Raw genomic sequence first — 26,404 nt, 5'->3', positions numbered from 1 at the left:
ACCCGTCGCCGATTAAAGCTGCAAAAAGTGTTCGCGGTAGTACGCCAGCTCCGCCACGGACTCGCGGATATCATCCAGAGCCTGGTGCGTCCCCCCTTTTTTGAAGCCAGGAAGGATATCGGGTTTCCAGCGACGAGCCAGCTCTTTCAGGGTACTGACATCCAGATAACGATAGTGGAAGTACGCTTCCAGCTCAGGCATGTACTTAAACAGGAAACGACGATCCTGCCCGATACTGTTGCCGCAGATAGGCGAGGTGTTCGCCGGAACCCACTGTTTCAGGAACTCAATGGTCGCCAGCTCTGCTGCGCGATCGTCAATCTGACTCTCCTTCACCCGCGCAACCAGACCGCTGTTGGTGTGGGTGCGGACATTCCACTCATCCATCAGCGCCAGCTGCGCATCTGACTGATGAACGGCCATGACCGGCCCTTCCGCCAGAATGTTCAGGTTGGCGTCAGTCACCAGGGTCGCAATTTCAATAATACGATCGTGCGTCGGATCAAGTCCGGTCATCTCAAGATCAATCCAGATCAGATTCTGTTCATTTCCAGTAGGCATGCTGTTTCCTGCGGTTGCTGTAGTCGTCATTTACGATGAATAAGGTGTATCATAGACGTTTTGCCCAGCCGGGCGAAATCTGGCTAACGCTGTGAGGGTGAGTGAGTAAAAATAAACTGTCGAAGGGCCAACAACGCCGCGTAAGCGCTAACCACGATCGCCGTCTCAACCAGCGCAAAGAGCGTCCGGAAGCGGATGACAACCTGTTTGGTGAAGCTGCAGATGGGGTCGTTGTCAGCCGTTTTGGCATGCACGCTGATGTTGAGGATAGCGCAGGCGTCGCCCACCGCTGCAATATCCGCCGAACCATTCGTTCGCTGGTCACCGGCGACCGGGTGCTGTGGCGTCCGGCAACCAGCGGCAACAAAGGTATTGTTGAAGCGGTGCATGAGCGCACCAGCGTATTAACCCGCCCCGATTTTTACGACGGCGTGAAGCCGATGGCGGCGAATATCGACCAGATCATCGTCGTCTCCGCGATCCTGCCTGAACTGTCGTTAAACATCATCGACCGCTATCTGGTTGCCAGCGAAACGCTGGACATTGAACCTTTGCTGGTACTGAACAAAACCGATCTGCTGGATGACAAGGCGCGCGCGTCTGTCGATAAGCAGATGGATATCTATCGCAATATTGGCTATCGCGTGGTGATGGTCTCCAGCCGGGCGAAAAACGGCCTGGACGACCTGAAAGCGGCGCTGACCGACCGCATCAGTATCTTTGCCGGTCAGTCTGGCGTCGGCAAATCGAGTCTGCTGAATGCCCTGCTCGGCTTCGACAAAGAAGAGCAGGTCGCTATTCTGACTAACGAGGTTTCGGATGGCTCAGGCTTAGGCCAGCACACCACCACCGCATCACGTCTTTATCACTTCCCGGATGGCGGCGATGTGATCGATTCACCCGGCGTGCGTGAGTTCGGTTTATGGCATCTTGAGCCGGAACAAATTACCCGCGGATTTGTCGAATTCCGCGCATTCCTTGGCGATTGCAAATTCCGCGATTGTAAGCACGGCAGCGATCCTGGCTGTGCCATCCGCGAAGCGGTCGAACAGGGCAAAATCAACAGGTCCCGTTTTGATAACTACCACCGTATCCTGGAGAGCATGGCGCAGGTAAAAACGCGTAAAAATTTCCCTGATGGTGAAAGTTAATCGGTATAACCGCGTCTGAACGGATAAGCCGGGGCATTTTGCGAGGTGCATTCCAGTCGCGCGTCCAGACCGTGCAGCGTGCCGGAAATCGGGTATAGTCGCCATCTGAACGGGGCGCTGCTACAATCCGCCCCCTTTTTTACAACGTCATAAAATAGCCAGGAGGCTAAGGTGTTTGATCGTTTAAAACTCGGCTTGAATCATATTCTCCCGAAGAAATGGCTGACTGAACTTGCCGGTTGGGGCGCCAGTCGCCGCGGTGGTTGGTTGACCAAACTGGTCATTGACATCTTTGTCTGGTTTTACAAAGTCGACATGGCGGAAGCGCGCAAGCCCGATACCGCCAGCTATCGTACCTTTAATGACTTTTTCGTTCGTCCGCTGAAAGACGATGCGCGTCCGGTGGATGCCGATGCCAATCTCATCGCCCTGCCCGCGGATGGCGCTATCAGCCAGCTCGGCCACATTGAAGGCGATCAGATTTTCCAGGCTAAAGGTCATCACTACACCATTGACGCCCTGCTGGCGGGTGATGAGCGCATGGCAGCCCAATTTGTTGATGGCGAGTTCGTCACCACCTATCTGGCACCTCGTGATTATCACCGCGTCCATATGCCGTGCAACGGCATCCTGCGTGAGATGATTTATGTGCCTGGCGACCTCTACTCCGTTAACCCGCTGACCGCGCGTAATATTCCCAACCTGTTCGCCCGTAACGAGCGCGTCATCTGCTACTTCGAAACCGATATCGGGCCGATGGTGCAAATCCTGGTGGGTGCCACCATTGTCGGCAGCATCGAAACCGTCTGGGCTGGCACCATCACGCCACCGCGTGAAGGCGTGATCAAGCGCTGGCACTATCCGGCAGCGGATGATGAAGGCGCCGTGGTGCTGTTGAAAGGCCAGGAAATGGGCCGCTTTAAGCTTGGCTCTACCGTCATCAATCTGTTCGCACCTGGCCGCGTCAAACTGGCTGAAAGCCTGGAAGCAGAAAGCAAAACCCGTCTGGGTCAACCGCTGGCGATTGCGCTACCGGTCGCGACAGACATGTCCGACGTCATCGTCGATTAAATTGAGTGTCCTCTGTGCGTTCGATTCTCCTCCTGCTGCTGAGCCTGTGGCTCAGCAGCCCGGCCTTCGCGGCCAGCCTTCCTGACGCCAGCCAGCTCAAACAGCAGCTGGAAGAGATAAAATCGGCCAAAAGTTCACCCTCGCAGGCTGAACAGATCCAGACGATTGAAGCTGCCTTAAACTTTCTCTCTGAACGTGATGAATCGCTGGAGCGCGCGGCGCAATATCAGCAGGTTATTGATGATTTTCCGCGTCTGGCGCGCGAACTGCGTCAGCAGATCGCCGCGCTGAGTGACAGCGGGAAAACCGTGCGCAATAACATGAGCAGCGCCGAGCTGGATCAGGAGATCCTGCAGGTCAGCAGCCAGCTGCTGGAAGAGGGGCGTCAGGCACGGCAGGAGCAGGATCGGGCGCGGGAAATCAGTGATTCGCTGTCGCAACTGCCGCAGCAGCAGACTGAAGCACGCCGGGCGATGACGGAGAGTGAACGCCGTTTGCAGAGCGTCAGCAGCAGTTCGCCACAGGGGCAACTGCAACTGGCGGCTCGCCAGGCGGAAAGCGCCGCGAATAAAGCGCTGGTCGATGAACTTGAGCTGGCACAGCTCTCTGCCAACAACCGTCAGGAACTGGCGCGGATGCGGGCTGAAGCCCACCAGCGTAAAGCGACTCAGCTCGATAACTATCTTCAGGCGCTGCGCAACCAGCTCAACGATCAGCGGCAACGTGAAGCCGAAGTCGCGCTGGCCCGCACCGAGCAACTGGCGGAAAACAGTGGCGATCTTCCGCCAGAGATCAGCGATCAGTTTCGGGTTAACCGTGAACTCTCGGTTGCCCTGAATCAGCAGGCGCAGCGCATGGATCTGGTGGCGTCGCAGCAGCGACTGGCCACCAACCAGATTATTCAGGTCCGCCAGGCGCTCTCTACCCTGCGTGAACAGTCGCAGTGGCTGGGTGCCTCTAATCTGCTGGGCGAAGCGCTACGGGCGCAGGTCGCGCGTCTGCCGGAGATGCCCAAGTCGCAGCAGATTGATAATGAGATGGCACAGCTTCGCGTGCAGCGTCTCAATTATGAAGATCTGCTGGAGCGCCAGGAGACGCTGCGCAAGGGACGGCAGGCCGATGGTCAGCCCTTCACCGCAGATCAGAAGCGTATTCTTGATGCGCAGCTACGCACTCAGAGAGAACTGCTCAATTCGCTGATCTCCGGCTGTGACACGCTGATTCTGGAGATTACCAAGCTCAAGGTTGGCAACACGCAGTTGCAGGATGCGCTAACGGAAGTCAAAGAGGCGACGCACCGCTATCTGTTCTGGACCGCCGACGTTAATCCGATTGGTTTGAGTTATCCGCTGGATCTGGCCAAAGATCTTTCCCGTCTGCTGTCGCTGGATACGCTGGGTCAGCTCGGCAAAGCGATGGCGATGATGTTTACCAGCCGCAACTCGGTGCTGCCGATTATTGGGGCATTGCTGCTGGTCGGCTTCAGCATCAGTTCGCGCCGCCACTTCAATGCTTTCCTTGACCGTTCCGCCAGCAAAGTCGGCAAGGTTACTCAGGATCGTTTCCGCCTGACTATCCGTACCCTGTTCTGGTCGATCCTGGTGGCGCTGCCGCTACCGGTGTTATGGGGTGCGCTGGGTTATGGCCTGCAGAACGCCTGGCCCTACCCTATCGCCGTAGCGATTGGTGATGGCATTACCGCCACGCTGCCACTGCTGTGGGCGTTTATGATCAGCGCTGCCTTTGCCCGTCCTAACGGCCTGTTCATTGTGCATTTCCGCTGGCCGCAAAACCGGGTGGCGCGCGCCATGCGCTACTACTCGCTGAGCATCGGATTGATTGTGCCGCTGATTATGTTGCTGATCGCCTTTGGTAATCTGGAAGATCGGCAGTTCTCCTCCTCGCTGGGCCGTCTCTGTTTCATCCTGATCTGCGGGGCAATCAGCATTGTCACCGTCAGCCTGAAGCGTTCCGGGATTCCGCTCTATCTCGATAAAGAGGGAAATGGCGAGAACATGGTGAACCGGATGCTGTGGAACCTGATGATCGCTATGCCGCTGATGGCGGCTCTCGCCTCCGCTGTGGGTTATCTGGCTACCGCGCAGGCGCTGCTGGCGCGACTGGAGACCTCTGTCGCCATCTGGTTCCTGCTGCTGGTTATCTATCACATTATCCGGCGCTGGATGCTGATTCAGCGTCGCCGTCTTGGCTTTGATCGCGCCCGCCAGCGCCGTGCCGATATGCTGGCTAACCGTGCGCGCAGTGAAGAAGAGAAGGAGCAAGGCTCTCTGAACACTGATGCGATTGAAATTGAAGAGCCGGTAATTGATCTGGATGCAATCAGTGCGCAGTCGCTGCGGTTGGTACGCTCTATCCTGATGCTTATCGCACTGGTCTCCGTGATTGTGCTGTGGTCAGAAATCCATTCGGCCTTTAGTTTCCTGGAGAATATTCCGCTGTGGGACGTCAGTACCTCAGTACAGGGCGTAGAGTCGATTCAGCCCATCAGTCTGGGGTCGGTGCTGATTGCCATTCTGGTGTTTATTATCACCACTCAGCTGGTGCGCAATATGCCCGCGCTGCTTGAGCTGGCGCTGTTGCAGCATCTTAATCTGACGCCAGGTACGGGTTACGCCATCACCACACTGACCAAATATCTGCTGCTGTTGATTGGCGGGCTGATTGGTTTCTCAATGATTGGTATTGAGTGGTCTAAGCTGCAGTGGCTGGTTGCCGCGCTGGGTGTGGGACTGGGGTTTGGTTTGCAGGAGATTTTTGCCAACTTTATCTCAGGTCTGATAATCCTGTTCGAAAAGCCGATTCGTATTGGCGATACCGTGACGATCCGCGACCTGACCGGCAGTATCACGCGGATTAATACCCGCGCGACCACCATTACCGACTGGGACCGCAAAGAGATCATCGTGCCGAACAAGGCCTTTATCACCGAGCAGTTTATTAACTGGTCGCTGTCCGATTCCGTGACGCGCGTGGTGCTCACCATTCCGGCTCCGGCGAAAGTCAGCAGTGAACAGGTGACCACCATTCTGATCCAGGCGGCTGAACGCTGCAGCTATGTCCTGGACACGCCGCAACCGGAAGCCTTCCTGGTCGATCTGCAGCAGGGAATTCAGTTATTTGAACTTCGTGTGCATGCCGCTGAGATGGGACACCGTATGCCGCTGCGTCACGAGTTGCATCAGTTGATTCTGAGCGGATTTGATCAGCACGGTATTGAGATGCCGTTCCCGCCGTTCCAGATGCGTATGGAAACCCTGGGCAAGAAGCTGCCTGCCAGCAACGGTACACCCGCTGCCCGCGCCTATAAGTCCGGCGGACTGTAATGCAAAACGCCCGGCTAAGCCGGTGCTGGTCAGTTAAGCGACAGGTGATAACGCAGTCTGGTGCGTGCTGTTAAAAAGGGCACGAGAGTGGAGGCCTGAGCGCCTATGCTGCTGCAAGGGCTATCCGCAGCGCTGAGGCGTGACGGTGGGCCAGAAGTCCACGCCGGGAAGCGTGGACAGTTCGGGGCCGGCCAGGGAGGGCCGATCCCCGAACTGTTCGTCGGCACGACGTCAAAGCCGAAGGTACCGCGTGAGCGGCGCGAGGACGGCCCGGTAGCAGCAGAGGTGCGCTGGCCCGCACTGCAGCTCGCTCGCCCAGAAAAAAAGCTGCCACGTTTGACCGTGACAGCCTTTACAAATCTAATCTTTACTAATCAGCATTACGGCCAGGCCTGGTTTTTTCAGTCTGAGCCGTCAGTTACTGCTTAACGAACTCTTCGCCCTGGGCGATATCTTTCTTCAGCGTATCCAGCATGCCTGACAGCGCCTGCTGTTCGTAAGCGCTGAGGGTACCAATCGGCCTGCGTTCAGCCACACCGTTTTTACCCAGCAGCAGCGGCTGCGAGAAGAAGCGCGCATGTTCACCCTCGCCTTCTACGTAAGCACACTCCACCACATTAGCTTCACCCTTCAGCGCGCGTACCAGTGACAAACCGAAACGTGCGGCTGCCTGGCCCATCGACAGCGTGGCCGAGCCGCCACCCGCTTTGGCTTCCACCACTTCGGTACCGGCGTTCTGGATGCGTTTGGTCAGATCGGCCACTTCCTGATCGCTGAAGCTGACGCCTTTAACCTGCGACAGCAGCGGCAGAATGGTTACGCCGGAGTGGCCACCAATGACCGGGACTTCCACCTGGTCAGGCTGCTTGCCTTTCAATGCAGCCACAAAAGTATTGGCGCGAATGATATCCAGCGTGGTCACGCCGAACAGCCGATTTTTGTCGTAAACACCGTGCTTTTTCAGCACTTCTGCCGCAATGGCCACGGTGGTATTGACCGGATTGGTGATGACACCAATCAACGCTTTAGGTGCCGTTGTGGCAACCTGTTCGATCAGGTTACGGACGATACCTGCGTTAACGTTAAACAGGTCGGCGCGATCCATACCGGGCTTGCGTGCGACACCAGCGGAAATCAGTACCACATCGGCACCCTGTAAGGCAGGCGTGGCGTCTTCTCCACTGAATCCCTGAATAGCCACTGCGGTAGGAATATGGCTGAGATCAACGGCAACACCCGGCGTAACCGGCGCGATGTCATACAGTGAGAGTTCTGAACCTGCGGGAAGCTGGGTTTTGAGCAGAAGTGCGAGCGCCTGGCCTATGCCGCCAGCGGCACCGAGAACGGCAACTTTCATTCTTAACTCCTTATTAAGGTGGGGCAGAGATGGGCCGAAATTCTATCTGTGTCAGACCTTAATCAACTGCTCAGGCGATGATAAATATCCGTTGTTAATTCTACGTGTTTTCACACTTAATCTCCGGATTCAAAAGTTACTTATCATTGCACCTGAATGACCGACAACTTTGCCGTCGTCAGACAGAGAACGGCTACGTGCGTTTTCTGTTACTACACCACCAATAATATAACAACTTTGCAACCTTCGCCTTCCGGGGCTGTGACGCGTGTTTTGGTCTGAGCGAATTTATTTGCTATTATCGCCGCCCGCTAGCCGCCCGGACGCTGCTCATCAATCGAACGATTGCATAAAAATGCATATAAATGCATAATCACCACTCTGCCGCGGGCGGATGCGCGGTTATTCTCTCTATTTATTGGTAACCTATGCGAAACCCATCGAAACAAGACGATCTGGTTAAGGCTTTCAAAGCCTTATTAAAAGAAGAAAAATTCAGTTCCCAGGGCGAAATTGTTCAGGCGCTTCAGGATGAGGGCTTTGAAAATATCAATCAGTCCAAAGTCTCGCGGATGCTGACCAAGTTTGGCGCAGTGCGCACCCGGAATGCCAGGATGGAGATGGTCTATTGCCTGCCCGCTGAGTTGGGTGTACCGACCACCACCAGCCCGTTAAAAAACCTGGTACTGGATATCGACTACAACGATGCCCTGGTGGTGATTCATACCAGTCCCGGCGCAGCACAGCTGATTGCACGTATGCTGGATTCACTGGGTAAGTCGCACGGGATTCTGGGTACCATCGCGGGTGATGACACAATCTTTATCACCCGCGCGCGCGACTTCACCGTTAAGCAGCTGCACGGTGCCATCCTCACCCTGTTTGAACAGGAACTCTGATCGCGGACTGACGACCGGCCATCATGCGCCAGATCGTCAGTTCGTTCTCTCTGCTCACCCCTTTCCACAACAGTTACTTGCTCTGGGTAAGTAATAAGCCTGCTTTTACACGCCCGGCTGTTGGTCAGATCGATAACTCTGCTTCACTTTCTGCGCTATTTTACACTGCTTTACATCACTGAACCGACACCATTGCCCGGATCCAGATCAAACTCCAGCCCGATACACCTCCACTTTCGCACTAAAAGTTAAAGTGATCTATCTCACTGTTTTTGCAATTAAAAGTGGCTTAAAGGTTACTTTTTATCCTTTTTTTATAACGTTAAGTTATTAAAAGTAGCCATAAGGATAAAGAATCACAAAAAAACATTATTAGCGGGGTATTAATTTCTTCCGTTATTAGTTCTATACTTCTTTTCGTGATGCAAATCACACTAAATAAAAAGATAAAAATAGACGACGAGGAAAAATCTATGAACGTAAAAACTACTATTGCTACCCTGAGTATTCTCTCAGCCCTATCATTTGGTGCTGTGGCAGCAGAATCTATTGATGCGTCACAGGCACAGAATCTGCAGGCTGTCGGCACCATCAGTGTCAGCGGCGTGGCGGGTTCACCGATGGATATCAAACAGAAACTCAGCGACAAAGCCGATCAGCAGGGCGCAAAAGCCTATCGCGTGATTGAGGCATACAACAACGGCAACTATCACGCTACCGCCGCACTGTATAACTAAGGCGTAACCGATAATGCCATCTGCTCTCTGTCTGACGCGCCCTTTTGCGCTCCGGAGAGCTGAAGCAGAAATTTCAGGAGAGTTGACCATGAAAATGAAATTAGCTATCGCTGCACTGAGTCTGGCATCCCTGTTCTCAGTGGGTGCTAACGCCGCCAGCCTGGTGTCCAGCGAACAGGCACAGGGTCTGCAGCCAATGAATCAGACCATCAGCATTGGTGGACGAAATGGCGACCAGACGCATATCCGTCAGGTGCTGTCAGAGAAAGCGGATGCCCAGGGCGCGAGCCACTATCGCATTATCGAAAACAACCAGGATAACACCTGGCACGTTACCGCTGAGCTTTATAAATAATTAACCGTGATGACGCCTGAAGGGCGTCAGAAGATATCGACGACCCGCCTTTATGAGTAACCGCAGGTTGTTGAATGTATTGAGGAGATAATCATGAATATTAAAACAACCATCGCTACAGTCAGTCTGCTTTCCGTTATGGCGTTCGGTGCATCAGCCGCACAGCTGGTCACCGGCGATCAGACGCAGAACCTGCAGCCTGCGGGCACCGTGACCATCAGTGGAACCGCGGGATCGCCAATGGATTACCGCGCTGAGCTTTCTCAGAAAGCGGATGAACAGGGTGCCAGTGCCTATAAAGTTATTGAGGCGCGCACCGGCGATAACTATCACATCACCGCACAGCTTTATAAGTAATTCCTCGTCAGATGTATGACGAATCCTTTGGCCCCGCTCGCCGGGGCCTTTTTTCATCTGACGTTTTATCTGACGTTAAAATGAAGCTGACCTTCCAGCTCCTCTTCCGCTTCATCAAATAACAGAATCAGCGCGCCATAACGCCGTCGCTGTCCCCTGCCCAGATTAACAAACTCAATCTCCAGCGGCAGCGGTAACAGATCGCCCGTCACCACATCCCATAATCCATCCAGATCGCAGATGCGGCGCTCCTCCAGCGCAAATCGCTCGCTGAACTGGCGGAAGAAATGGGCCTGATCGACAATTTCATTAAAATCAAAACGCTCGATTTTCATGCTGACGGCTCCCATGCTCCGTCTGCGGGCGACCTTCGCCGCCCGTTACTGTCCGCTAGCTCAAACCGCCCAGGTGCAGCGCTTTGACCTCCAGATACTCTTCCATGCCAAGAACCGAACCTTCGCGGCCCAGCCCCGACTCTTTTACACCACCAAACGGCGCCAGCTCGGTTGATACGGCACATTCATTAATGCCGATCATGCCGCTTTCCAGCGCGGCTGAAACACGGAACACCCGCTGCAGATTCTGGGTGTAAAAGTATGCGGCAAGGCCGAACGGCGTATCGTTAGCGCGGCGGATGACGTCATCTTCATCATCAAAGCGGAAGCAGGCAGCCACCGGACCAAAGGTCTCCTCCTGCGCGAGCTGCATCCCTTCGTGCGCCTCAGTAATCACAGTGGGCTGCCAGAAGTTGCCACCCAGCGCATGTCGCTCGCCACCCGCCAGTAATTTACCGCCTTTTGCTACCGCATCATTGACGTGCTGCTCAACCTTTTCCACCGCCGATGCCTCAATCAATGGCCCGACAATCACGCCCTCTTCCATGCCGTTGCCCACCTTCAGCTTGTTCACTTCGGCAGCCAGCTGCTGAGTAAAACGATCATAGATAGCATTGTGAATGTAGAAGCGGTTTACGCTGACGCACACCTGACCCGCATTACGGAATTTGTTGGCAATAGCGCCCTGCACGGCGGCATCAATGTCGGCATCGTCAAACACGATGTAAGGGGCATTCCCCCCCAGCTCCATCGATACTTTTTTCATGGTTTCGGCAGCATTGCGCATTAGCAGCTTGCCCACCTGGGTGGAGCCGGTGAACGAGATTTTACGCACCGCTTTGCTGGCCATGATGGCATCGCTGATGGCATGGGTATCACCGGCTAACGCATTCAGTACACCATCAGGCACGCCTGCCTCCTTCGCCAGCGCCAGCAGGGCAAAGGCGGAGAGTGGCGTGTTATTGGCGGGTTTGATAATGCCGGTGCAGCCGGCAGCCAGAGCTGGCCCCAGTTTGCGGGTCAGCATCGCCATCGGGAAATTCCACGGCGTAATGGCAGCCACAACGCCAATCGGTTCGCGGGTTGCCAGAATACGGGAGCCGGGTTTAGCTGGCGGGATGATCTCACCATTGGCCCGTTTCGCCTGCTCTGCGAACCACTGAATAAAACTGGCGGCGTATTCAACTTCCCCTTCCGCCTCTTTCAGGGGCTTGCCCTGTTCGGTCGTCATCAGCTGTCCCAGCCAGCGTTTGTTCTCAATGATAAGCTGGTACCAGCGAGTGAGAATTTCAGCGCGCGCTTTTGCAGTCTGCGCCCGCCAGGCGGGAAATGCGCGCTCCGCTGCGGCGATAGCCTGTTCCGTTTCAGCTTTACCTGCTTTTGCCACCTGTGCAATCACCTCACCGGTCGCCGGATTGGTCACGTCAAAGGTAGAGGCAGCCTGATGCCACTGACCGTCCGCTAAATAGCCGGTCCGGAACAGTTCGCTCTCTTGCAGTGATTTCATTGATTCGCTCCTGTCAGTTTTGCTCTTCCGTCTGGAGAGTATAGTTGGCAAAAGCGACAGATTTTGTGATGGGAGGGGATTGCGCAGGCCGCTGCAGGTCACAGCGGCCAGATTCAGATTTGGATGAGCGTGTTCTGGTACTTATCCAGCATCATAGCCAGTCGTTTTACCGGTTCCGTTACGCTGGCGGGTGCCTCGTAGTGGGCCAGTTTTTCCTGATAGACATCCAGCTCTTTCAGCAGACGTTCAAAATAGTAACGCCGCTTGTCATCGCTGCTGGCGGAGATCACCCGATCAGCGGTGTAACGCAACTGCCGGTGATAAGCAGAGAGATCGGCATTCACCGGCACTTCTGCGTCGCGTAACCGCTGATGACCGATGATCAGCGTCAGGGCGATGCGATATTTGTTGATATCGCCCGGAAACAGGTTGAGCAGCAGAAACAGTTGCTGATAGAGCGCTGGCAGATGGTTTTCACGCCGGCGCGCCTGATTGGTCGTCATGGCAGAGACAGCCGCATACATAAAGCGGTTCAGTAGTTTGCGGCCGGTGCGCGCTTTTGATTTATCACGAATCAGCAGGATCACCATCATCGCCACGAAGCAGCCGATGACCTGGCCCAGAACGTTATCGAGAAAGACGTTAATGTGGAATTCCATCGGATTATCCAGCACCAGAACGTTAAGGGTGCCAATCAATGCCCCCAGCGTGCCGAGCTGACGCCGCTGAATGAAGATACCACCGATAAAACCGAGCAGGCCGATGGCGATGCAGAGCAGCAGCGCACTCTGCTGCGTCGCCGGAAGAACATACATAAAGTAGAGCCCCCCCAGCGGAACCGCAACCGTCATGCCGTAGAGAAAGTCCTTTGCCATCATCAGCGGGTTGGGCATACGCATCGCCAGTGCGGTGATGACAGCCAGCATGACCATGCAGCCACTGCCAGAGGTCCAGCCGGTATAGAGCCAGAACAGCGAACCCAGTGCGGTCGCCACAAAGGTACGGATACCGTTGATCATCGCATGATGCGTTTCAGCGGAACGCGCCTGGATCACCACCTCGCGCTGCAGAATCTCCTCTTCCAGCGAGGTGATCCGGCTATTACTTTTGATCCCTTTCAGCAGCAGCAGATATTCGGTAGCAGTGCCTACCCAACTGGCCAGCGTGACCGGCGTTGATTTGCCGCTGGCACCAATCACCCGCCGCATTACTTTCATCCGCTTATGCACCTCTTCAACGGTCGAGGCTGGTTTTTCGACCATCAGGCGATACTGGGGCGGGATGTAATCAGGACGGGAATTCTGGATCAGAAAGGTTTCGGCTGCCTGTGTAATCAGCGTCAGTGACAGCGTATTGAGCATCTGCAAACGGCGATTGCTGTTCTTCCAGCGTGAGGACTCCATCATCAGCTGGCTGCGCATGCTGTTCAGCGCCGTGGTGCGCCTTACCAGCGCGCTCCAGGCTTTATCGACCTCTTCTTTATCACCGTGTGCGACGCAGAGTTGCAGCAGGTTATAGTGTGCCACCAGCAGCGAATCGACCTCAGCGTCGATCACTTTTTTAATCGAACGGGGTGAGAAAATCATGTCGGCCAGAATGGCACACAGAATGCCGAGTACGATTTCACTGCAGCGCTCTACCGCATATTGTGGCACCAGCGTCAGACCGCCGCTGGCGTTAGCCGTCACCACAATAATCAGCGCGGTGTAGCCCGCCAGTCCGAGCGCGTAAGAGTTTTCTACCTTGATCAGCGAAGAGAGCCAGACGCAGAGTCCCGCCCAGATGCAGCACAGCAGCAGCATCACGACCGGCGCACGCACAGTGGCGATCATGATGGTCAGCGCGGCGATACAGCCAATAAATGTCCCGATAATACGCAAAACGCCGCGATAGCGTAGCGCCCCTGAATAGGGATCACCCCCGGCCGCAAACGCGGTACCGCCAGCCACGATACCGGCGGTCATCACCGCCCAGCGCGGCGTTTCGAGGTTAAAGTGAAAACCCACCATCAGCGCTAATACCAGCGCAAAGGTGAGCTTTACCGGGAACCGCAGGAACTCGATCATATCGCCCTCTTAACCAAACTCACGCAGGCGATTAAACAGTCGGACCATCGGTGAAACCTGTTCAGGCTGACGATCGGCCTGGCCGGTGATCACCACTGTCGCTGTCGTGCCCGCCGGGAAGCGATTGCCGGGCTGCTGATCAAGCCGGATGCGCACCGGCACACGCTGCGCCAGACGGACCCACTCCAGATTGGAATCTACCGTGGCCATGCCTTTGCTGTCGACCGAGCTGCTGCTGTTGGTAACGCCAGCCGCCACACTGTCTACGGTGCCGCGCAACACGATGTTGCTGCCAAGTGGGGTCACTTCCGCGCGGAAGCCCTTCTCCACGCCGTGCAGTTTGGTCTCTTCCAGGTAAGCCAGCACATAGAAGGAGTGCTCCTGAACCAGCGCTACTGCAACCGAACCACGGGTAATAAACTCACCCTGGTAGACATTCAGGTTGGTGACCCAGCCATCGGATGGCGCTTTCACAGTGGTGCGCTCAAGGTCGATCTTCGCCAGATCGCGTGTCGCCACCGATTTCGCCAGCTGATGTTCGCTGGTTTGCAAATCGTTATTGGATTGCTCGATAGCCTCGCGTGACATTGCGGAGGTACCCAGCTGGTTACGGCGCCCGGCTTCGCGACGTTTCTCACTGACCAGCGCCTGGTAATATTCAACATCCGCCTGCGCCTGATCGAGCGCTTTTTGATAGCGCGGCCGATCAACCACAAACAGCGTATCGCCCTTCTTCACCAGCTGGTTGTCGTGTACCGGAACCTCGGTGATCAGGCCGGTGACGTCAGGGGAGATCGCCACCACGTCAGCGGCGAAACGCGCATCACGGGTCCAGGGCGATTCGGTATAGAAGACCCAGGCACGGAAAATAATGACCACTGCGATGATGACCAGCAGGATAGTAATCGCGTAGCGCGCGATTTTTCTTATGAGTGCTTTCACTTAAACCTCAGACTAATAAACGGGAGACAAGGTAAAACACACAGCAGTAAAGCGCTGTATTAAAAAGTGCCGGATGCCAGACAAGATCGTAGATACCGCTCGGCGTAAGCACGCGTTTCACTAACCAGAACAGCATCAGTGAAATAATAAGTTCGATGAAAATGGGCGGAAAAGAGAGCCCAAACATGACAAATACCGGAAGCACACTCATCACAAATCCTTAGTTCGACCTTGCCGGGATACTCATGCCTCTTCCGATGTCGCGGGAAAACCCTCTGCAAGCGTTATCCGAACCGCAGCTGGCTTAATAATAGCGTATCATCGAAGGGTATCAGACAATGAAGAATCACCGGGAAATACCCCGGCGCGCTTATAATAACGCGCCTGACTATAAGTTTTCTACAGAACGTGATCTAAATCACTTTTAAGCCAGAGTAAATAATGGAACGACTGAAAGGCATGTCTGTCTTCGCCAGAGTGGTTGAACTGGGTTCGTTTACCGCTGCGGCGCGTCAGCTTCATCTGAGCGTCTCATCAATCAGCCAGATCGTCGCGAAACTGGAAGATGCATTGCAGGTTAAACTGCTGAATCGCAGTACCCGCAGTATCGGCCTGACCGAAGCGGGCAAAATCTATTATCAGGGCTGCCGCCGTATGCTGGCCGAAGCAACGCAGGTGCATGAGCAGCTTTACGCTTTTAACAATACGCCCATTGGCGTACTGCGAATTGGCAGCTCCTCTACCATGGCGCAGAACGTGTTAGCCGGCATGACCAGCGATATGCTGCGGGAATATCCGGGGCTGAGTGTGAATCTGGTTACCGGCGTTCCGGCCCCGGATCTTATCGCGGATGGTCTGGATCTGGTGATTCGGGTGGGAGCGTTAAAAGATTCCAGCTTGTTTTCGCGTCGCCTGGGTGCGATGCCGATGGTGGTGTGCGCCGCAAAAAGCTATCTGGCGCAGCATGGTACGCCGGAGAAGCCGGGTGATATCGATAATTTTTCCTGGCTGGAATATAGCGTACGGCCCGACAACAATTTCGAACTGATTGCGCCGGAAGGATTAGTGACACGCCTGGCTCCGCAGGGACGTTTTGTGACCAATGATTCCCTGACGCTGATTCGCTGGCTGAAGTCGGGCAATGGGATCGCCTATGTGCCGATGATGTGGGTGATTGATGAGATCACCGCAGGCGAGATCGATATTCTGTTTCCGCAGTATCAGTCCGATCCGCGCCCGGTCTACGCGCTCTATACCGAGAAGGATAAGTTACCGCTTAAGGTGCAGGTCTGTATCGATTATCTGACCGGCTATTTTGAACAGGTGGCTGAACAGTATCAGCAGCACCGTAAAAGTTAACAACCCGCCAGGCGGCGGGTTGTTAGGGTCACATCAGGCGGTGCCGCCGATGGTCAGTTTATCCAGCTTCAGGGTCGGCTGACCGACACCGACCGGCAGGCTCTGCCCCTCTTTACCACAGACACCGACGCCTTTATCCAGCGCCAGGTCATTACCCACCATCGAGATCTGCTGCATCGCTTCAATGCCGGAACCAATCAGCGTTGCGCCTTTAACCGGTTTGGTGATTTTGCCGTTCTCAATCAGATAAGCCTCTGAGGTTGAGAAGACAAATTTGCCGGAGGTGATATCCACCTGACCGCCACCAAAGTTCGGCGCATAGAGGCCATACTCAACGCTTTCAATAATATCCTGCGGCGATGACTTGCCAGCCAGCATATAGGTGTTGGTCATACGCGGCATCGGCAGATGCGCGTAGGATTCACGACGTCCGTTACCGGTAGGGCTAACCCCCATCAGTCGTGCATTCAGCTTGTCCTGCATGTAGCCTTTAAGCACACCATTCTCAATCAGCATGTTGTACTGACCGGGCACACCCTCATCATCTACCGCCAGTGAACCGCGCAGCCCTTCAAGGGTGCCGTCATCTACCACGGTACAGAGGTCAGACGCAACCTGCTGACCAATTTTACCGCTGAACACCGAGGTGCCACGGCGATTGAAGTCGCCTTCCAGACCGTGACCGACCGCTTCATGCAGCAGCACGCCCGGCCAGCCCGCACCCAGCACCACCGGCAACGCACCAGCAGGTGCGGCCACGGCGGAGAGGTTCACCAGCGCCATACGCACCGCTTCACGCGCCCAGGCGTCAGCGCGGACTTCGCCATCTTCATCTGCCAGGAAAAACGCATAACCGGTGCGCGCACCGCCGCCGCTTGCGCCGCGTTCACGTTTGCCCTGATCTTCCACCTGTACGCTGATAGAGAGGCGAACCAGCGGACGGACATCTGCCGCCAGCGTGCCGTCAGTCGCGGCTACCAATACCTGCTCGTAAACGCCGGTCAGGCTGGCATTGACTTCCTGCACGCGCGGATCAGCAGCACGAGCCACTTTATCAACGCGATGCAGCAGAGCAATTTTATCTTCACGCGTCAGGCTGTTCAGCGGATCGATCGACGAATAGAGCGAACGGTTCATCACGGCAGAAAGCGTGTGCGCCTTGCCATTTCCCTGTTCGCGTACGATGCTGCGTGCGGCTTCAGAGGAGAGACGCAGTGCATTCAGCGTGATCTGGTCGGCATAGGCGAAGCCGGTTTTCTCCCCGCTGACCGCACGCACGCCCACACCCTGATCGATATGGTAGGAGCCATCTTTAATGATTTTGTCTTCCAGCACCCAGGATTCGTGAAAACTGGACTGAAAATAGAGATCGGCATAATCCAGACGACGTTCTGAAAGCTGCCCTAACAGGGAAAATAGGTCCTGCTGATTAATGCCGTTAGCAGTCAGTAACTGCTCACTTACCAGGTTCAGAGTCATCGTTTCTCACTCATTATGTGCTCAGATAATCATAGCCTGCGGTAATTCCGGTACGGCGTCAAATTCACTTGTTGTCAGTTTCACGCGGTTTACGCAGCACTTCATTGATTTCCGGTTTATCCAGCGGGCCACTGATGTGATAACGCAGCAGCGATATCCTGTTCCACAACGGCGCCAGAACTTTACTGGCGGCAAACACCGCCGCGCCAATTACCGGATTGATGGCAAACGCTGTCGCCACACCAACCGAGGCGGATATTTCCGGCGCAACCACCGCTTCCATATCGATCTGACGCTTCACCAGGTCGAGATTACCCTGCATCGCGATGTCCGCTTCCAGGCCATCCACCAGCAAATTATCGGTGCGCATCATGCCGTTTTCGATCCAGGCCGTGCCGTTAATCGAGTCGAAGTAGAAAGAATTGGTGAAGGTGTCGCTAAAGTCGAAGCGCAGTTTGCGCAGTAGCGCATCAAAGCTCACCAGCCGCAGGATTTTTCCGGCGGCACCGGTATTCACATCGGCGATCTGGCCTTTGCCAAAGTGGGTCTTCAGGGTACCGCTCAGCGTCTCTGCCGAGGGCTGCCAGGGAGCAGAGCGCCAGTGCAGGTCATAGGCAATATCAAATGGCGCATCGCGCAGCGGCGTGTTGACGCCAAACCAGTTGGTCGCGTTATTAATATTCGGGCCTTTCAGCGAGCCCTTCAGCGAAGTGCGCTGGTCGTCCGGGCGGTTAACCCATTCCCCGTTGATTTTCAGCTGTGAACTGCCAGTATCTACTTTTCCGTTAGTAAGCGCTAACGTATCTCCGCGGGGTTGCAGCATCGCGGAGACCTGACCATATTTCTGACCCAGTACCCAGCACTCTTTACAGCGCAACTGTAAAGCGGGCCACTGGCTGAAATTAATGGTCGTGGCTTTTTGAGGCGGCGCTTTGCCGCCTTTGCCTTCACCGTTATCCCACTGCGGGTTGTAGTAAAGGTAATCCAGGTTCACCTGCCACGGTGCTTTCGGGGCCATTGCCAGCGCACCACGCAGCTCTTTAGCCCTGACGCCGACCTGGCCCTTGCCGCCTGCACTCTGAGCCAGTGTCGCTTCAACCTCATGCCATTGCTGCCCGGCCAGGGTGACCGCCGGGCTGCGAAGCGTGATATTGCCGGGCAGCGTAACGCCACCCGTTTTGAGGCCGCTGCCGCCGCCTGACTCGCTGCCCGCGGATGCTCCCCCTGCGGCCATCATCGCCACCCAGGCCTCGCCATCCAGCGCAGGCAGGTTCAGCACCATGCCGGGATGATCGGGCAGAGCAGGTGTTTTCTGCGCATCATTCAGCCAGATGCCACGATCGACGCGCAGCGTCGGCTCCAGCAACCAGCGGCTGTTAAAGCGATGGTTTGCATCAACGCTGCCACTGAGATCGAAATGGTGCAGGTCGCCACTGGCCTTGATTGCAACAGGCATCGCCTCACCAGCTTTCTTATAGAGCGGTGCAGGTAAGTGACTACTTACTTCTTTTGCATTACCGTTCAGCGTTACGTCATAACGCGCGCCGCCATGATGGGGCAGCGTAATATTGACGTCGCCCTGCCACGGCAGATTTCCGCCCAGCTGCTTGCTGACGGCTGCAGGAAGCTGGCTGATTTTAGCGGGCTGCCAGTCGCCCTGAAGTTTGACGTTCACGCCAAAATCGTCCGGATTCTCTTTGGTGCTGAAACGCACGCCCATCGGCTGACCAAACCAGTTCGCACGCAGATCCTCACTGGCCAGATTTCCGTTGTCGTAACGGAAGCGCCCTGAGAGATTGTTAATGGTGGTTTTTAACGGTTTGATAAACAGCGAATTATTGTTCAGGTCCACATTGCCACGGGCGTGAACCTGCTCACCATCCAGCGGGATATCCAGATTCAGGTGGCCGCCGACGCGGCCTTTGATTTCCAGCTGCTCCAGCGCGGCACCCAGTGAAGGTTTCAGCGGAGTCTGCCCGAAATAGTCCGCGATCTGCTGGCCTTCACCACTGATATCACCCTCAATGATCAGTTTTTCTTTCAGGTAGTCGGGGATCACCGCAGTGACATTGTGCGCGTCCACCTCGCCCAGTTTAGCCACTGGCGCTTTCATCCAGAGACCGTCATTCAGGAAGTTAAGGTCGATATCGAGATTGCTCAACGCTGGCCATTTGGGCTGAAACGCATAGGTTGCCTGGCGAAGCGGCACCCAGACCTGGAACATGCCATCATTATGCTTGAACGGGAACAGCGCCGGATTACCGGCAAACAGCAGTGTGGCGTTGTCCACCTTGCCCCCCTTCACTGCCCCACTCAGATAGTGCGTCAGGCTGTTCCCCATCAGCGGCACCGGGAAATAGCGCCAGGCATCGCCCGCATCGGTAAGCCGGATACCGGCCAGAATATCCAGACGAGGCTCACCGCCGCTATTCTGCTGGTAGCTGAAGTCGCCGCGCGCCCAGAGCGAGCGTGCTTCCAGGTCAAGATTTTCGCCCGCCAGCGTGAGGCCATGATCATCATTCAGCCAGCGCAGTGCACCGGTCACCCGCTTAATCTCTAACGGAGCCTGGAACATGTCGCCATAGGGAACGATCGCCGCCCCCATATCCACACTGACCTGACCATTGCTCAGGCTGCCGCGCGCTTCCCCGCTTAAATGGCTGATGCCCGGCAACAGTTTCCAGTGCTGCCAGCTGAAATCACGCCACTTCACCTGTACGCGGGTTTTTTCAGGCTGCTGTAACGGAATATCCAGCGCCAGGCCATCGATGGTGCCCTGTGGCTGCAGCGTCTGCCAGTTTTCAAACAGTGCCGGAGAGAGCGGCGCAAACAGCGGAACGATAGGCGCAATATGACTCAGCACCAGCTGTGTGGCGCGAACGCGCACTTCCGGCTGACCATCCGGTCCCAGCATCTGCTTATCTTCAGGACGCCATAACAGAGAGAAGTGGCCAGCGGGCCAGGCGTGGCCGTCGGTGCTGAGCCGGGTTTGTGGCACATTGACCACCCAGCCATTCTGGAAACGTGACAGATGCGCGGTCAGCCCATCGACTTCAATGCGGTGTCGTCCGGTCTCGCCCTGCCAGGTGGCTCCGCCCTTGCGCAGCAGCAGATCGCCGGCGTAGATGTCGCCATCGCGCAGGTTAACCCAGGCCGCCAGGCTAAATCGGGCGCTATCCAGCCGGGTATTGTCGCGCACCCAGCGGCCCAGCCACGGGCGCATATCGACGTCGTCGGCCTGCATCCAGATACGGCCATCATTGAGTAAACCGTTGCTGTCGTTAAGATCAAGCCGCACCTGGACCACGCCGTGCTGGCCGGTAAAGCTCGACAGACTGACTTCGCCTTCGGCCCGGTGGCGGTTATCTTCATTGACCCAGGTGAGGCGCGGGATCGCCAGCTCAGCATGCTGACCGGAAGGGGTGCGGAAACGGATGGTGCTGTCACGCAGATCAAAGTGGTCAAACTGACGCAGGAAGAGTTCGTTAATCTGCGCCGGACGGAAGCTGTTTTTCTCTTTGTCGTTATCCAGCAGCGGGCGATTAGTATCGAGGTGCAACTGCCAGAAGGTCAGATCGCGAAACTGCCACCGCCAGTGCAGCAGGGACTGCCAGACGTCGAGAGCCAGATTGATACGTTTGATAGTGAGTTTGCCGTTCTCATGCAGATCGACGCTAAGATCGCGAACCTGCAGGGTTGGGCCAAAATTCTCCCATTTACCCTGTAACTGGCTGGCGTTGACCGGCACGCCGCTGCTGTCGGAGATGTATTGCAGAAGGTTGCTGCGATAGCTGTCGAGATGCGGCATCACCAGACGCAATCCGCTGACCAGCAGCGCGACAATCACGATGATTGCCGCGACCAGCAGTAACAAAATCCTCGGCAACTGCCTCACTCACGCCTCTCCTTGTGTTCCGTAAACGACGGATAGTTGGTTCTCATACCCGACCGTCTCCCGATAAAAGCGTTAAAACGCGCATTTTATCTCAAACAAGGGCGATTTTTCAGCCCGATATCCGAAGAAACCGGTGACCGGGCTGGCGTTACATCATCACCACGTCGAACTGCTCCTGAGTGTAGAGCGCTTCGACATGAACTTTAACCTGCTTGCCGACAAAGATTTCGACTTCAGCCAGTGCATGAGACTCGTCAGTTTTTAACGCCTCACCCACCGTCGGTGAAACATAGACCAGAAAGCGGTCAGAATCATAAGCGTGATGAACCCGGACAATCTCACGCATGATTTCATAGCAGACCGTCTCAACGGTTTTCAGCGTACCGCGCCCTTTGCAGACCGGGCAGTCCTGGCACAAAACGTGCTCAATGCTTTCGCGGGTACGTTTACGCGTCATCTCCACCAGACCCAGCGCCGAGAAACCATTAATACCGGTTTTAACCCGATCTTTGCTGAGCGCGCTTTCCAGCGAATGCAGTACCCGGCGGCGATGGTCTTCGTTGCTCATATCGATGAAGTCGATAATGATGATGCCACCAAGATTACGCAGTCGCAGCTGGCGCGCGATCGCCTGAGTGGCTTCAACATTGGTATTAAAGATCGTCTCATCAAGGTTACGATGGCCGACAAACGCACCGGTGTTGATATCGATGGTGGTCATCGCTTCGGTCTGATCGATGATCAGATATCCGCCTGACTTTAGTTCAACTTTTCGATCCAGCGAGCGCTGAATCTCATTTTCGACGTCAAACAGGTCGAAAATAGGCTGTTTACCGTTGTAGAGCTCCAGCTTACCGGCCATTTCCGGGATATATTCACCGGTAAATTCCACCAGCATATCGCAGGTCAGGCGGGAGTCGACCCGGATGCGATCCAGCGCTGCGCCCGCAAAATCACGCAGAATACGCTGGGCCAGAGCCAGCTCACCGTAGAGCAGGCAGCGGGTCTGATTGCGCTTTTTACGCTCGCTGACTTTGGTCCAGAGTCGTTTGAGAAAAGCCGCGTCCTGCGCCAGCTCCTCTTCCCCGATGCCTTCTGCGGCGGTACGGATAATAAAGCCGCCCAGATCGTCGCAGTAGTCAGCCACGACCGCTTTAAGCCGATCGCGCTCTTTCTCGCTCTCAATACGCTGAGAGACACCCACATGCGATGCGCCTGGCATAAAGACCAGGTAACGCGAAGGCAGAGTGATGTCAGTGGTCAGCCGGGCACCTTTGGTGCCAAGCGGGTCTTTGACGACCTGAACCACCAGATCCTGTCCCTGACGCACCAGCTCGGCGATATCCCGCACGATAAAGTTTTTCTTTTCGTCGCCCGCCACACATTCAGTATGCGGCATGATATCTGAGGCGTGCAGAAAGGCCGCTTTCTCCAGACCGATATCAACAAAGGCGGCCTGCATGCCGGGCAGAACACGGCTTACACGGCCTTTATAAATATTGCCAACGATGCCGCGCCGCGCCTCACGCTCAATGTGAATTTCCTGCAGTATGCCGCCGTCGATATAGGCAACACGTGTTTCAGAAGGCGTGACGTTTACCAGTAATTCAGCCGTCATGTTGACCCCTTACGGCACGCAGTGACTCGAAATGGCTGATCAACTCCCCTGTCTCAACCAAGGGTAATCCGACCACTGCATGGTAGCTTCCATTAATTTTGCGGACAAAGTTTCCTCCCCTGCCCTGGATACCGTATGCACCCGCTTTATCCATTGGCTCGCCGGTCGCGATATAGTCGTCGATGTCGGTTGCGGTTAAGGTGCGGAATGTCACATCAGTGGTTACGACGCAATCCAGCGCCTGCTGGCTGTCGGCCAGTGCTACCGCCGTCATCACCTGATGCGTATGACCAGAGAGTTTGCACAGCATCGCGCGGGCATTGGCGGCATCACGCGGCTTTTCCAGCACTTCGCCATTCAGCACCACAATCGTATCCGCGCCCAGCACCGGCAGATCCTGCGCGGCCAGTTTGACACCCGCCTGCGCTTTATCATTGGCCAGACGGCGGACATAGATCTCCGCCGCTTCGTTCGGCTGACGCTGCTCTTCAACGTCAGTCACGATGCGCTCGAATGTCAGACCAAGTTGAGTTAACAGCTCACGACGACGCGGTGAACCGGAAGCAAGATAGAGGGTTACCATAAATTTCCTTATTGAACAGCGAACTGACGACGAATTTTTCTCATTAATAAGAATAGCCAGGGCCAGAGAATACCGTCGACGACACTGCTCCAGAAAATTTCAGGTCGGAATGAAACGTTGATTACCAGGAATTCAGCCCAGAAGACAATCACATCCATCGCCAGCGACAGCACCATAACCATTAACGCTTGCTGCCACAACGCTAAGTTGCGGAATAACTGGAACTTAAAGGCAATCAGGTAGGCGATGATACTGAGCGCCAGCGCACGCACGCCGAGTGTGGAACCCGCAATCAGATCCATGATGGCACCCAGCACAAATCCGCTGCCGACATTGACCCGATGCGGCAGTGCGAGCACCCAATAGATTAGGATCAACAGCAGCCATGAGGGCCGGAACATATAAATTTCATCCGGCCAGGGCATGATCTGCAGGACAAGCGCAACCAGGAAGGAGAGCCAGATGACCCAACGTCCCTGGCTGCGATATCGACTCAAGGCTGCCCCCCGCGTGAACGCGAGGAGTTGCTTTGTCCACTGCTGCTGGTGGCTGACGGTGCAGGCGGTCCCATCTGTACGGCAGGCGCAGGCGGGCCCATTTCTCCCGCAGGCGGTAAGACCTGCGGCATCATCTGCATCAGACGCTCGTTCGCAACGCGATGAACTTCATCCTGCGGCAACGGCATATCACCATTGCGATCGGCACCCCACAGCAGCAGCAGGTAACGCAGACGCTGCAGTCCCGCGGTCGGATGCGCCTGAATCACCGTATAGGCGCGTTGGGTATCCACTTTTACCGAGGAAACCACACCCACCGGATAGCCTTCAGGGAATCGGCCACCGATACCTGAAGTCACCAGTACATCGCCGACCCGAATGTCCGTATTACCTGGCAGATGCTCAAGCTGGAGATCTTCAGTACAGCCGTTACCTGCGGCAATGACACGAATGTCATTACGCAGCACCTGAATCGGCAGGGCATGTGACGCATCACAGATCAGCAGAACACGGCTGGTGAGTTGTCCGACAGCGATGACCTGACCGACCACCCCTTTATCACTGATGACCGGCTGGCCTTCATAGACGCCGTTAACGCTGCCTTTGTCGATTACCACCTGGTCGGTGTAAGGATCGGTGCCGGTGGAGATGACCTGTGTCACCATCTTTTGCTCATCCTGACGCAGCGGTGAACCCAGCAGTTCACGCAGGCGTGCGTTTTCCTGCTTATATTGCCCCAGCATTAGCAGGTTACTGTTTTTCAGGAAGAGCTCACGACGTAACGCTTTGTTTTCCTGCTCCAGCAGCTGACGCGACGCCAGCGACTCTGACACGCCATCCAGCAGCTGACGTGGCCCATTGGCCAGGAAGTAAAACGGACTGACCGACGTATCCAGATAGTTGCGTATTTGGGTGAAAGAACCCACACGGCTGTCGGCAATGATAATGGCAATCGCCACGATAACCGCCAGGAATAGACGCAACTGCAGGGAAGGTCCCCTGCTAAAAATCGGCTTCATATAATCTGCGTGATCCTCGACAACAGGAGAGGAAGCAACGGCATAACACCGTGCTTCCCTGGGCTGAACGCACTGCACCGGCACAGATTGCGCCGGTTCACATGCCACTCCCTCGCATGATCATTGCGTTCTCAGCCGGTTGAGGCAATTATTCTTCGCTGAACAAATCGCCGCCATGCATGTCGATCATTTCCAGCGCTTTGCCGCCACCGCGAGCCACACAGGTCAGTGGATCCTCAGCAACCACAACCGGAATGCCCGTCTCTTCCATCAGCAGACGATCCAGGTTGCGCAGTAACGCACCACCGCCGGTCAGCACCATGCCGCGCTCCGAAATATCTGAAGCCAGCTCAGGCGGACACTGCTCAAGGGCAACCATCACCGCGCTAACGATGCCGGTTAATGGCTCCTGCAGCGCTTCCAGAATTTCATTAGAGTTCAGTGTAAAGCCGCGCGGCACACCTTCTGCCAGGTTACGGCCACGCACTTCGATCTCACGGACTTCATCACCCGGATAGGCTGAACCGATCTCATGCTTAATACGTTCTGCGGTCGCTTCGCCGATCAGTGAACCGTAGTTACGACGCACATAATTAATAATAGCTTCATCGAAACGATCGCCACCAATACGCACTGACGAGGAGTAGACCACACCGTTCAGGGAGATCACCGCCACTTCTGTGGTACCGCCACCAATATCCACCACCATTGAGCCGGTCGCTTCTGAAACGGGCAGACCCGCACCAATTGCTGCAGCCATCGGCTCTTCAATCAGAAACACTTCACGCGCGCCTGCGCCCTGAGCGGATTCACGAATCGCGCGGCGTTCAACCTGTGTTGCCCCGACGGGTACGCAGACCAGCACACGCGGGCTGGGACGCATAAAACTGTTGCTGTGAACCTGCTTGATGAAGTGTTGCAGCATCTTTTCAGTCACGAAGAAGTCAGCAATAACGCCATCTTTCATCGGACGAATCGCTGCGATATTGCCTGGCGTACGGCCAAGCATCTGTTTGGCCTCATGACCCACGGCCGCAACACTTTTCGGTGAACCGGCACGATCCTGTCGAATAGCGACGACGGAGGGCTCGTTCAGCACGATGCCCTGTCCTTTCACGTAAATCAGGGTATTCGCGGTACCCAGGTCAATGGACAAGTCGTTGGAAAACATGCCACGAAATTTTTTAAACATACTAAGGGGTAATCCTGCAAGCTGGGGGCGGAAAATAAAATCCGCTTACTTTACCAACCACACGAAGCTGCCACAAGGCG

Annotated in this window: 22 protein-coding genes; 8 read left to right on the top strand and 14 right to left on the bottom strand. The window is 55.5% G+C overall.

Going from position 1 to position 26,404, the window contains the following annotated elements:
* Positions 1–12: 12 nt before the first annotated feature.
* Positions 13–561, bottom strand: a complete 549-nt coding sequence (gene orn / locus EPG66_RS14850; RefSeq protein ID WP_031592728.1) for an oligoribonuclease — start codon at positions 559–561, stop codon at positions 13–15.
* A 101-nt stretch (positions 562–662) separates the two neighbouring features.
* Between orn and rsgA the strand changes: the two genes are divergently transcribed.
* From rsgA to mscM, 3 genes are all read left to right on the top strand, one after another.
* Positions 663–1,712, top strand: a complete 1,050-nt coding sequence (gene rsgA, locus EPG66_RS14845) for a small ribosomal subunit biogenesis GTPase RsgA (protein WP_031592727.1) — start codon at positions 663–665, stop codon at positions 1,710–1,712.
* Between the two features lie 171 nt (positions 1,713–1,883).
* Entirely contained in the window at positions 1,884–2,783 is a 900-nt protein-coding gene (gene asd / locus EPG66_RS14840) for an archaetidylserine decarboxylase (protein ID WP_031592726.1), read from the top strand.
* A 14-nt stretch (positions 2,784–2,797) separates the two neighbouring features.
* The gene (mscM, locus tag EPG66_RS14835) at positions 2,798–6,127 is read left to right on the top strand and encodes a miniconductance mechanosensitive channel MscM (protein ID WP_069026552.1); all 3,330 of its coding nucleotides are present in this window, start codon (positions 2,798–2,800) and stop codon (positions 6,125–6,127) included.
* A gap of 418 nt (positions 6,128–6,545) precedes the next feature.
* On the opposite strand, the gene mdh is transcribed toward mscM, so the two are convergent.
* On the bottom strand, positions 6,546–7,484 hold the full coding sequence (gene mdh, locus EPG66_RS14830) for a malate dehydrogenase (RefSeq protein WP_010699812.1): 939 nt from the start codon (positions 7,482–7,484) through the stop codon (positions 6,546–6,548).
* 428 nt (positions 7,485–7,912) lie between these two features.
* Between mdh and argR the strand changes: the two genes are divergently transcribed.
* From argR to yhcN (EPG66_RS14810), 4 genes are all read left to right on the top strand, one after another.
* Positions 7,913–8,383, top strand: a complete 471-nt coding sequence (gene argR / locus EPG66_RS14825; protein WP_010256080.1) for a transcriptional regulator ArgR — start codon at positions 7,913–7,915, stop codon at positions 8,381–8,383.
* A gap of 473 nt (positions 8,384–8,856) precedes the next feature.
* Positions 8,857–9,120 (top strand): peroxide/acid stress response protein YhcN, encoded by a 264-nt coding sequence (gene yhcN, locus EPG66_RS14820; protein WP_022623941.1) that lies wholly within the window; start codon positions 8,857–8,859, stop codon positions 9,118–9,120.
* 88 nt (positions 9,121–9,208) lie between these two features.
* Positions 9,209–9,475: a YdgH/BhsA/McbA-like domain containing protein gene (locus EPG66_RS14815; RefSeq protein ID WP_031592724.1), complete on the top strand. Its 267-nt coding sequence runs from the start codon at positions 9,209–9,211 to the stop codon at positions 9,473–9,475.
* 93 nt (positions 9,476–9,568) lie between these two features.
* Complete coding sequence (gene yhcN, locus EPG66_RS14810; protein WP_010256072.1) at positions 9,569–9,832, top strand: peroxide/acid stress response protein YhcN; 264 nt, start codon at positions 9,569–9,571, stop codon at positions 9,830–9,832.
* A gap of 65 nt (positions 9,833–9,897) precedes the next feature.
* On the opposite strand, the gene EPG66_RS14805 is transcribed toward yhcN (EPG66_RS14810), so the two are convergent.
* The 5 genes from EPG66_RS14805 to aaeX all read right to left on the bottom strand — a co-directional run bounded on the left by EPG66_RS14805 (position 9,898) and on the right by aaeX (position 14,893).
* Positions 9,898–10,167: a barstar family protein gene (locus EPG66_RS14805; protein ID WP_010256069.1), complete on the bottom strand. Its 270-nt coding sequence runs from the start codon at positions 10,165–10,167 to the stop codon at positions 9,898–9,900.
* A gap of 55 nt (positions 10,168–10,222) precedes the next feature.
* The gene (locus EPG66_RS14800) at positions 10,223–11,674 is read right to left on the bottom strand and encodes an NAD-dependent succinate-semialdehyde dehydrogenase (RefSeq protein ID WP_182687367.1); all 1,452 of its coding nucleotides are present in this window, start codon (positions 11,672–11,674) and stop codon (positions 10,223–10,225) included.
* A 113-nt stretch (positions 11,675–11,787) separates the two neighbouring features.
* Positions 11,788–13,740, bottom strand: a complete 1,953-nt coding sequence (gene aaeB / locus EPG66_RS14795) for a p-hydroxybenzoic acid efflux pump subunit AaeB (protein WP_086906519.1) — start codon at positions 13,738–13,740, stop codon at positions 11,788–11,790.
* 9 nt (positions 13,741–13,749) lie between these two features.
* A complete protein-coding gene (gene aaeA / locus EPG66_RS14790; RefSeq protein WP_031592721.1) occupies positions 13,750–14,682 on the bottom strand; it encodes a p-hydroxybenzoic acid efflux pump subunit AaeA in 933 nt (310 codons plus the stop codon).
* Positions 14,683–14,689: 7 nt separating this feature from the next.
* Positions 14,690–14,893, bottom strand: coding sequence for a p-hydroxybenzoic acid efflux pump operon protein AaeX (gene aaeX, locus EPG66_RS14785; RefSeq protein WP_010256058.1), 204 nt, complete (start codon positions 14,891–14,893; stop codon positions 14,690–14,692).
* 230 nt (positions 14,894–15,123) lie between these two features.
* Between aaeX and aaeR the strand changes: the two genes are divergently transcribed.
* A complete protein-coding gene (aaeR, locus tag EPG66_RS14780; protein WP_031592720.1) occupies positions 15,124–16,041 on the top strand; it encodes an HTH-type transcriptional activator AaeR in 918 nt (305 codons plus the stop codon).
* A 33-nt stretch (positions 16,042–16,074) separates the two neighbouring features.
* Here the strand turns inward: aaeR and tldD are convergent, their stop codons facing one another.
* The 7 genes from tldD to mreB all read right to left on the bottom strand — a co-directional run bounded on the left by tldD (position 16,075) and on the right by mreB (position 26,324).
* A complete protein-coding gene (gene tldD, locus EPG66_RS14775; RefSeq protein WP_083070193.1) occupies positions 16,075–17,520 on the bottom strand; it encodes a metalloprotease TldD in 1,446 nt (481 codons plus the stop codon).
* A 64-nt stretch (positions 17,521–17,584) separates the two neighbouring features.
* Complete coding sequence (gene yhdP, locus EPG66_RS14770) at positions 17,585–21,415, bottom strand: AsmA2 domain-containing protein YhdP (protein WP_182687365.1); 3,831 nt, start codon at positions 21,413–21,415, stop codon at positions 17,585–17,587.
* A 148-nt stretch (positions 21,416–21,563) separates the two neighbouring features.
* Complete coding sequence (gene rng, locus EPG66_RS14765) at positions 21,564–23,033, bottom strand: ribonuclease G (protein WP_003855268.1); 1,470 nt, start codon at positions 23,031–23,033, stop codon at positions 21,564–21,566.
* On the bottom strand, positions 23,023–23,616 hold the full coding sequence (locus tag EPG66_RS14760; protein ID WP_083070208.1) for a Maf family protein: 594 nt from the start codon (positions 23,614–23,616) through the stop codon (positions 23,023–23,025). Before EPG66_RS14760 ends, rng begins: the two co-directional genes overlap by 11 nt.
* Positions 23,617–23,624: 8 nt before the next feature.
* Positions 23,625–24,113 carry a rod shape-determining protein MreD gene (mreD, locus tag EPG66_RS14755; RefSeq protein ID WP_010256045.1) on the bottom strand — a complete coding sequence of 163 codons (489 nt, stop codon included), beginning with the start codon at positions 24,111–24,113 and terminating at the stop codon, positions 23,625–23,627.
* Complete coding sequence (gene mreC / locus EPG66_RS14750) at positions 24,110–25,132, bottom strand: rod shape-determining protein MreC (protein WP_031592717.1); 1,023 nt, start codon at positions 25,130–25,132, stop codon at positions 24,110–24,112. Before mreC ends, mreD begins: the two co-directional genes overlap by 4 nt.
* A 148-nt stretch (positions 25,133–25,280) precedes the next feature.
* The gene (mreB, locus tag EPG66_RS14745; RefSeq protein ID WP_004385136.1) at positions 25,281–26,324 is read right to left on the bottom strand and encodes a rod shape-determining protein MreB; all 1,044 of its coding nucleotides are present in this window, start codon (positions 26,322–26,324) and stop codon (positions 25,281–25,283) included.
* Between the last annotated feature and the right edge of the window lie 80 nt (positions 26,325–26,404).

The organism is Pantoea pleuroti, from assembly GCF_014156615.1.
In the GTDB taxonomy this organism is placed as follows: domain Bacteria; phylum Pseudomonadota; class Gammaproteobacteria; order Enterobacterales; family Enterobacteriaceae; genus Pantoea; species Pantoea agglomerans.
The sequence above is the reverse complement of the archived record's forward strand: the minus strand, read 5'-3'. Positions and strand labels throughout refer to the sequence as shown.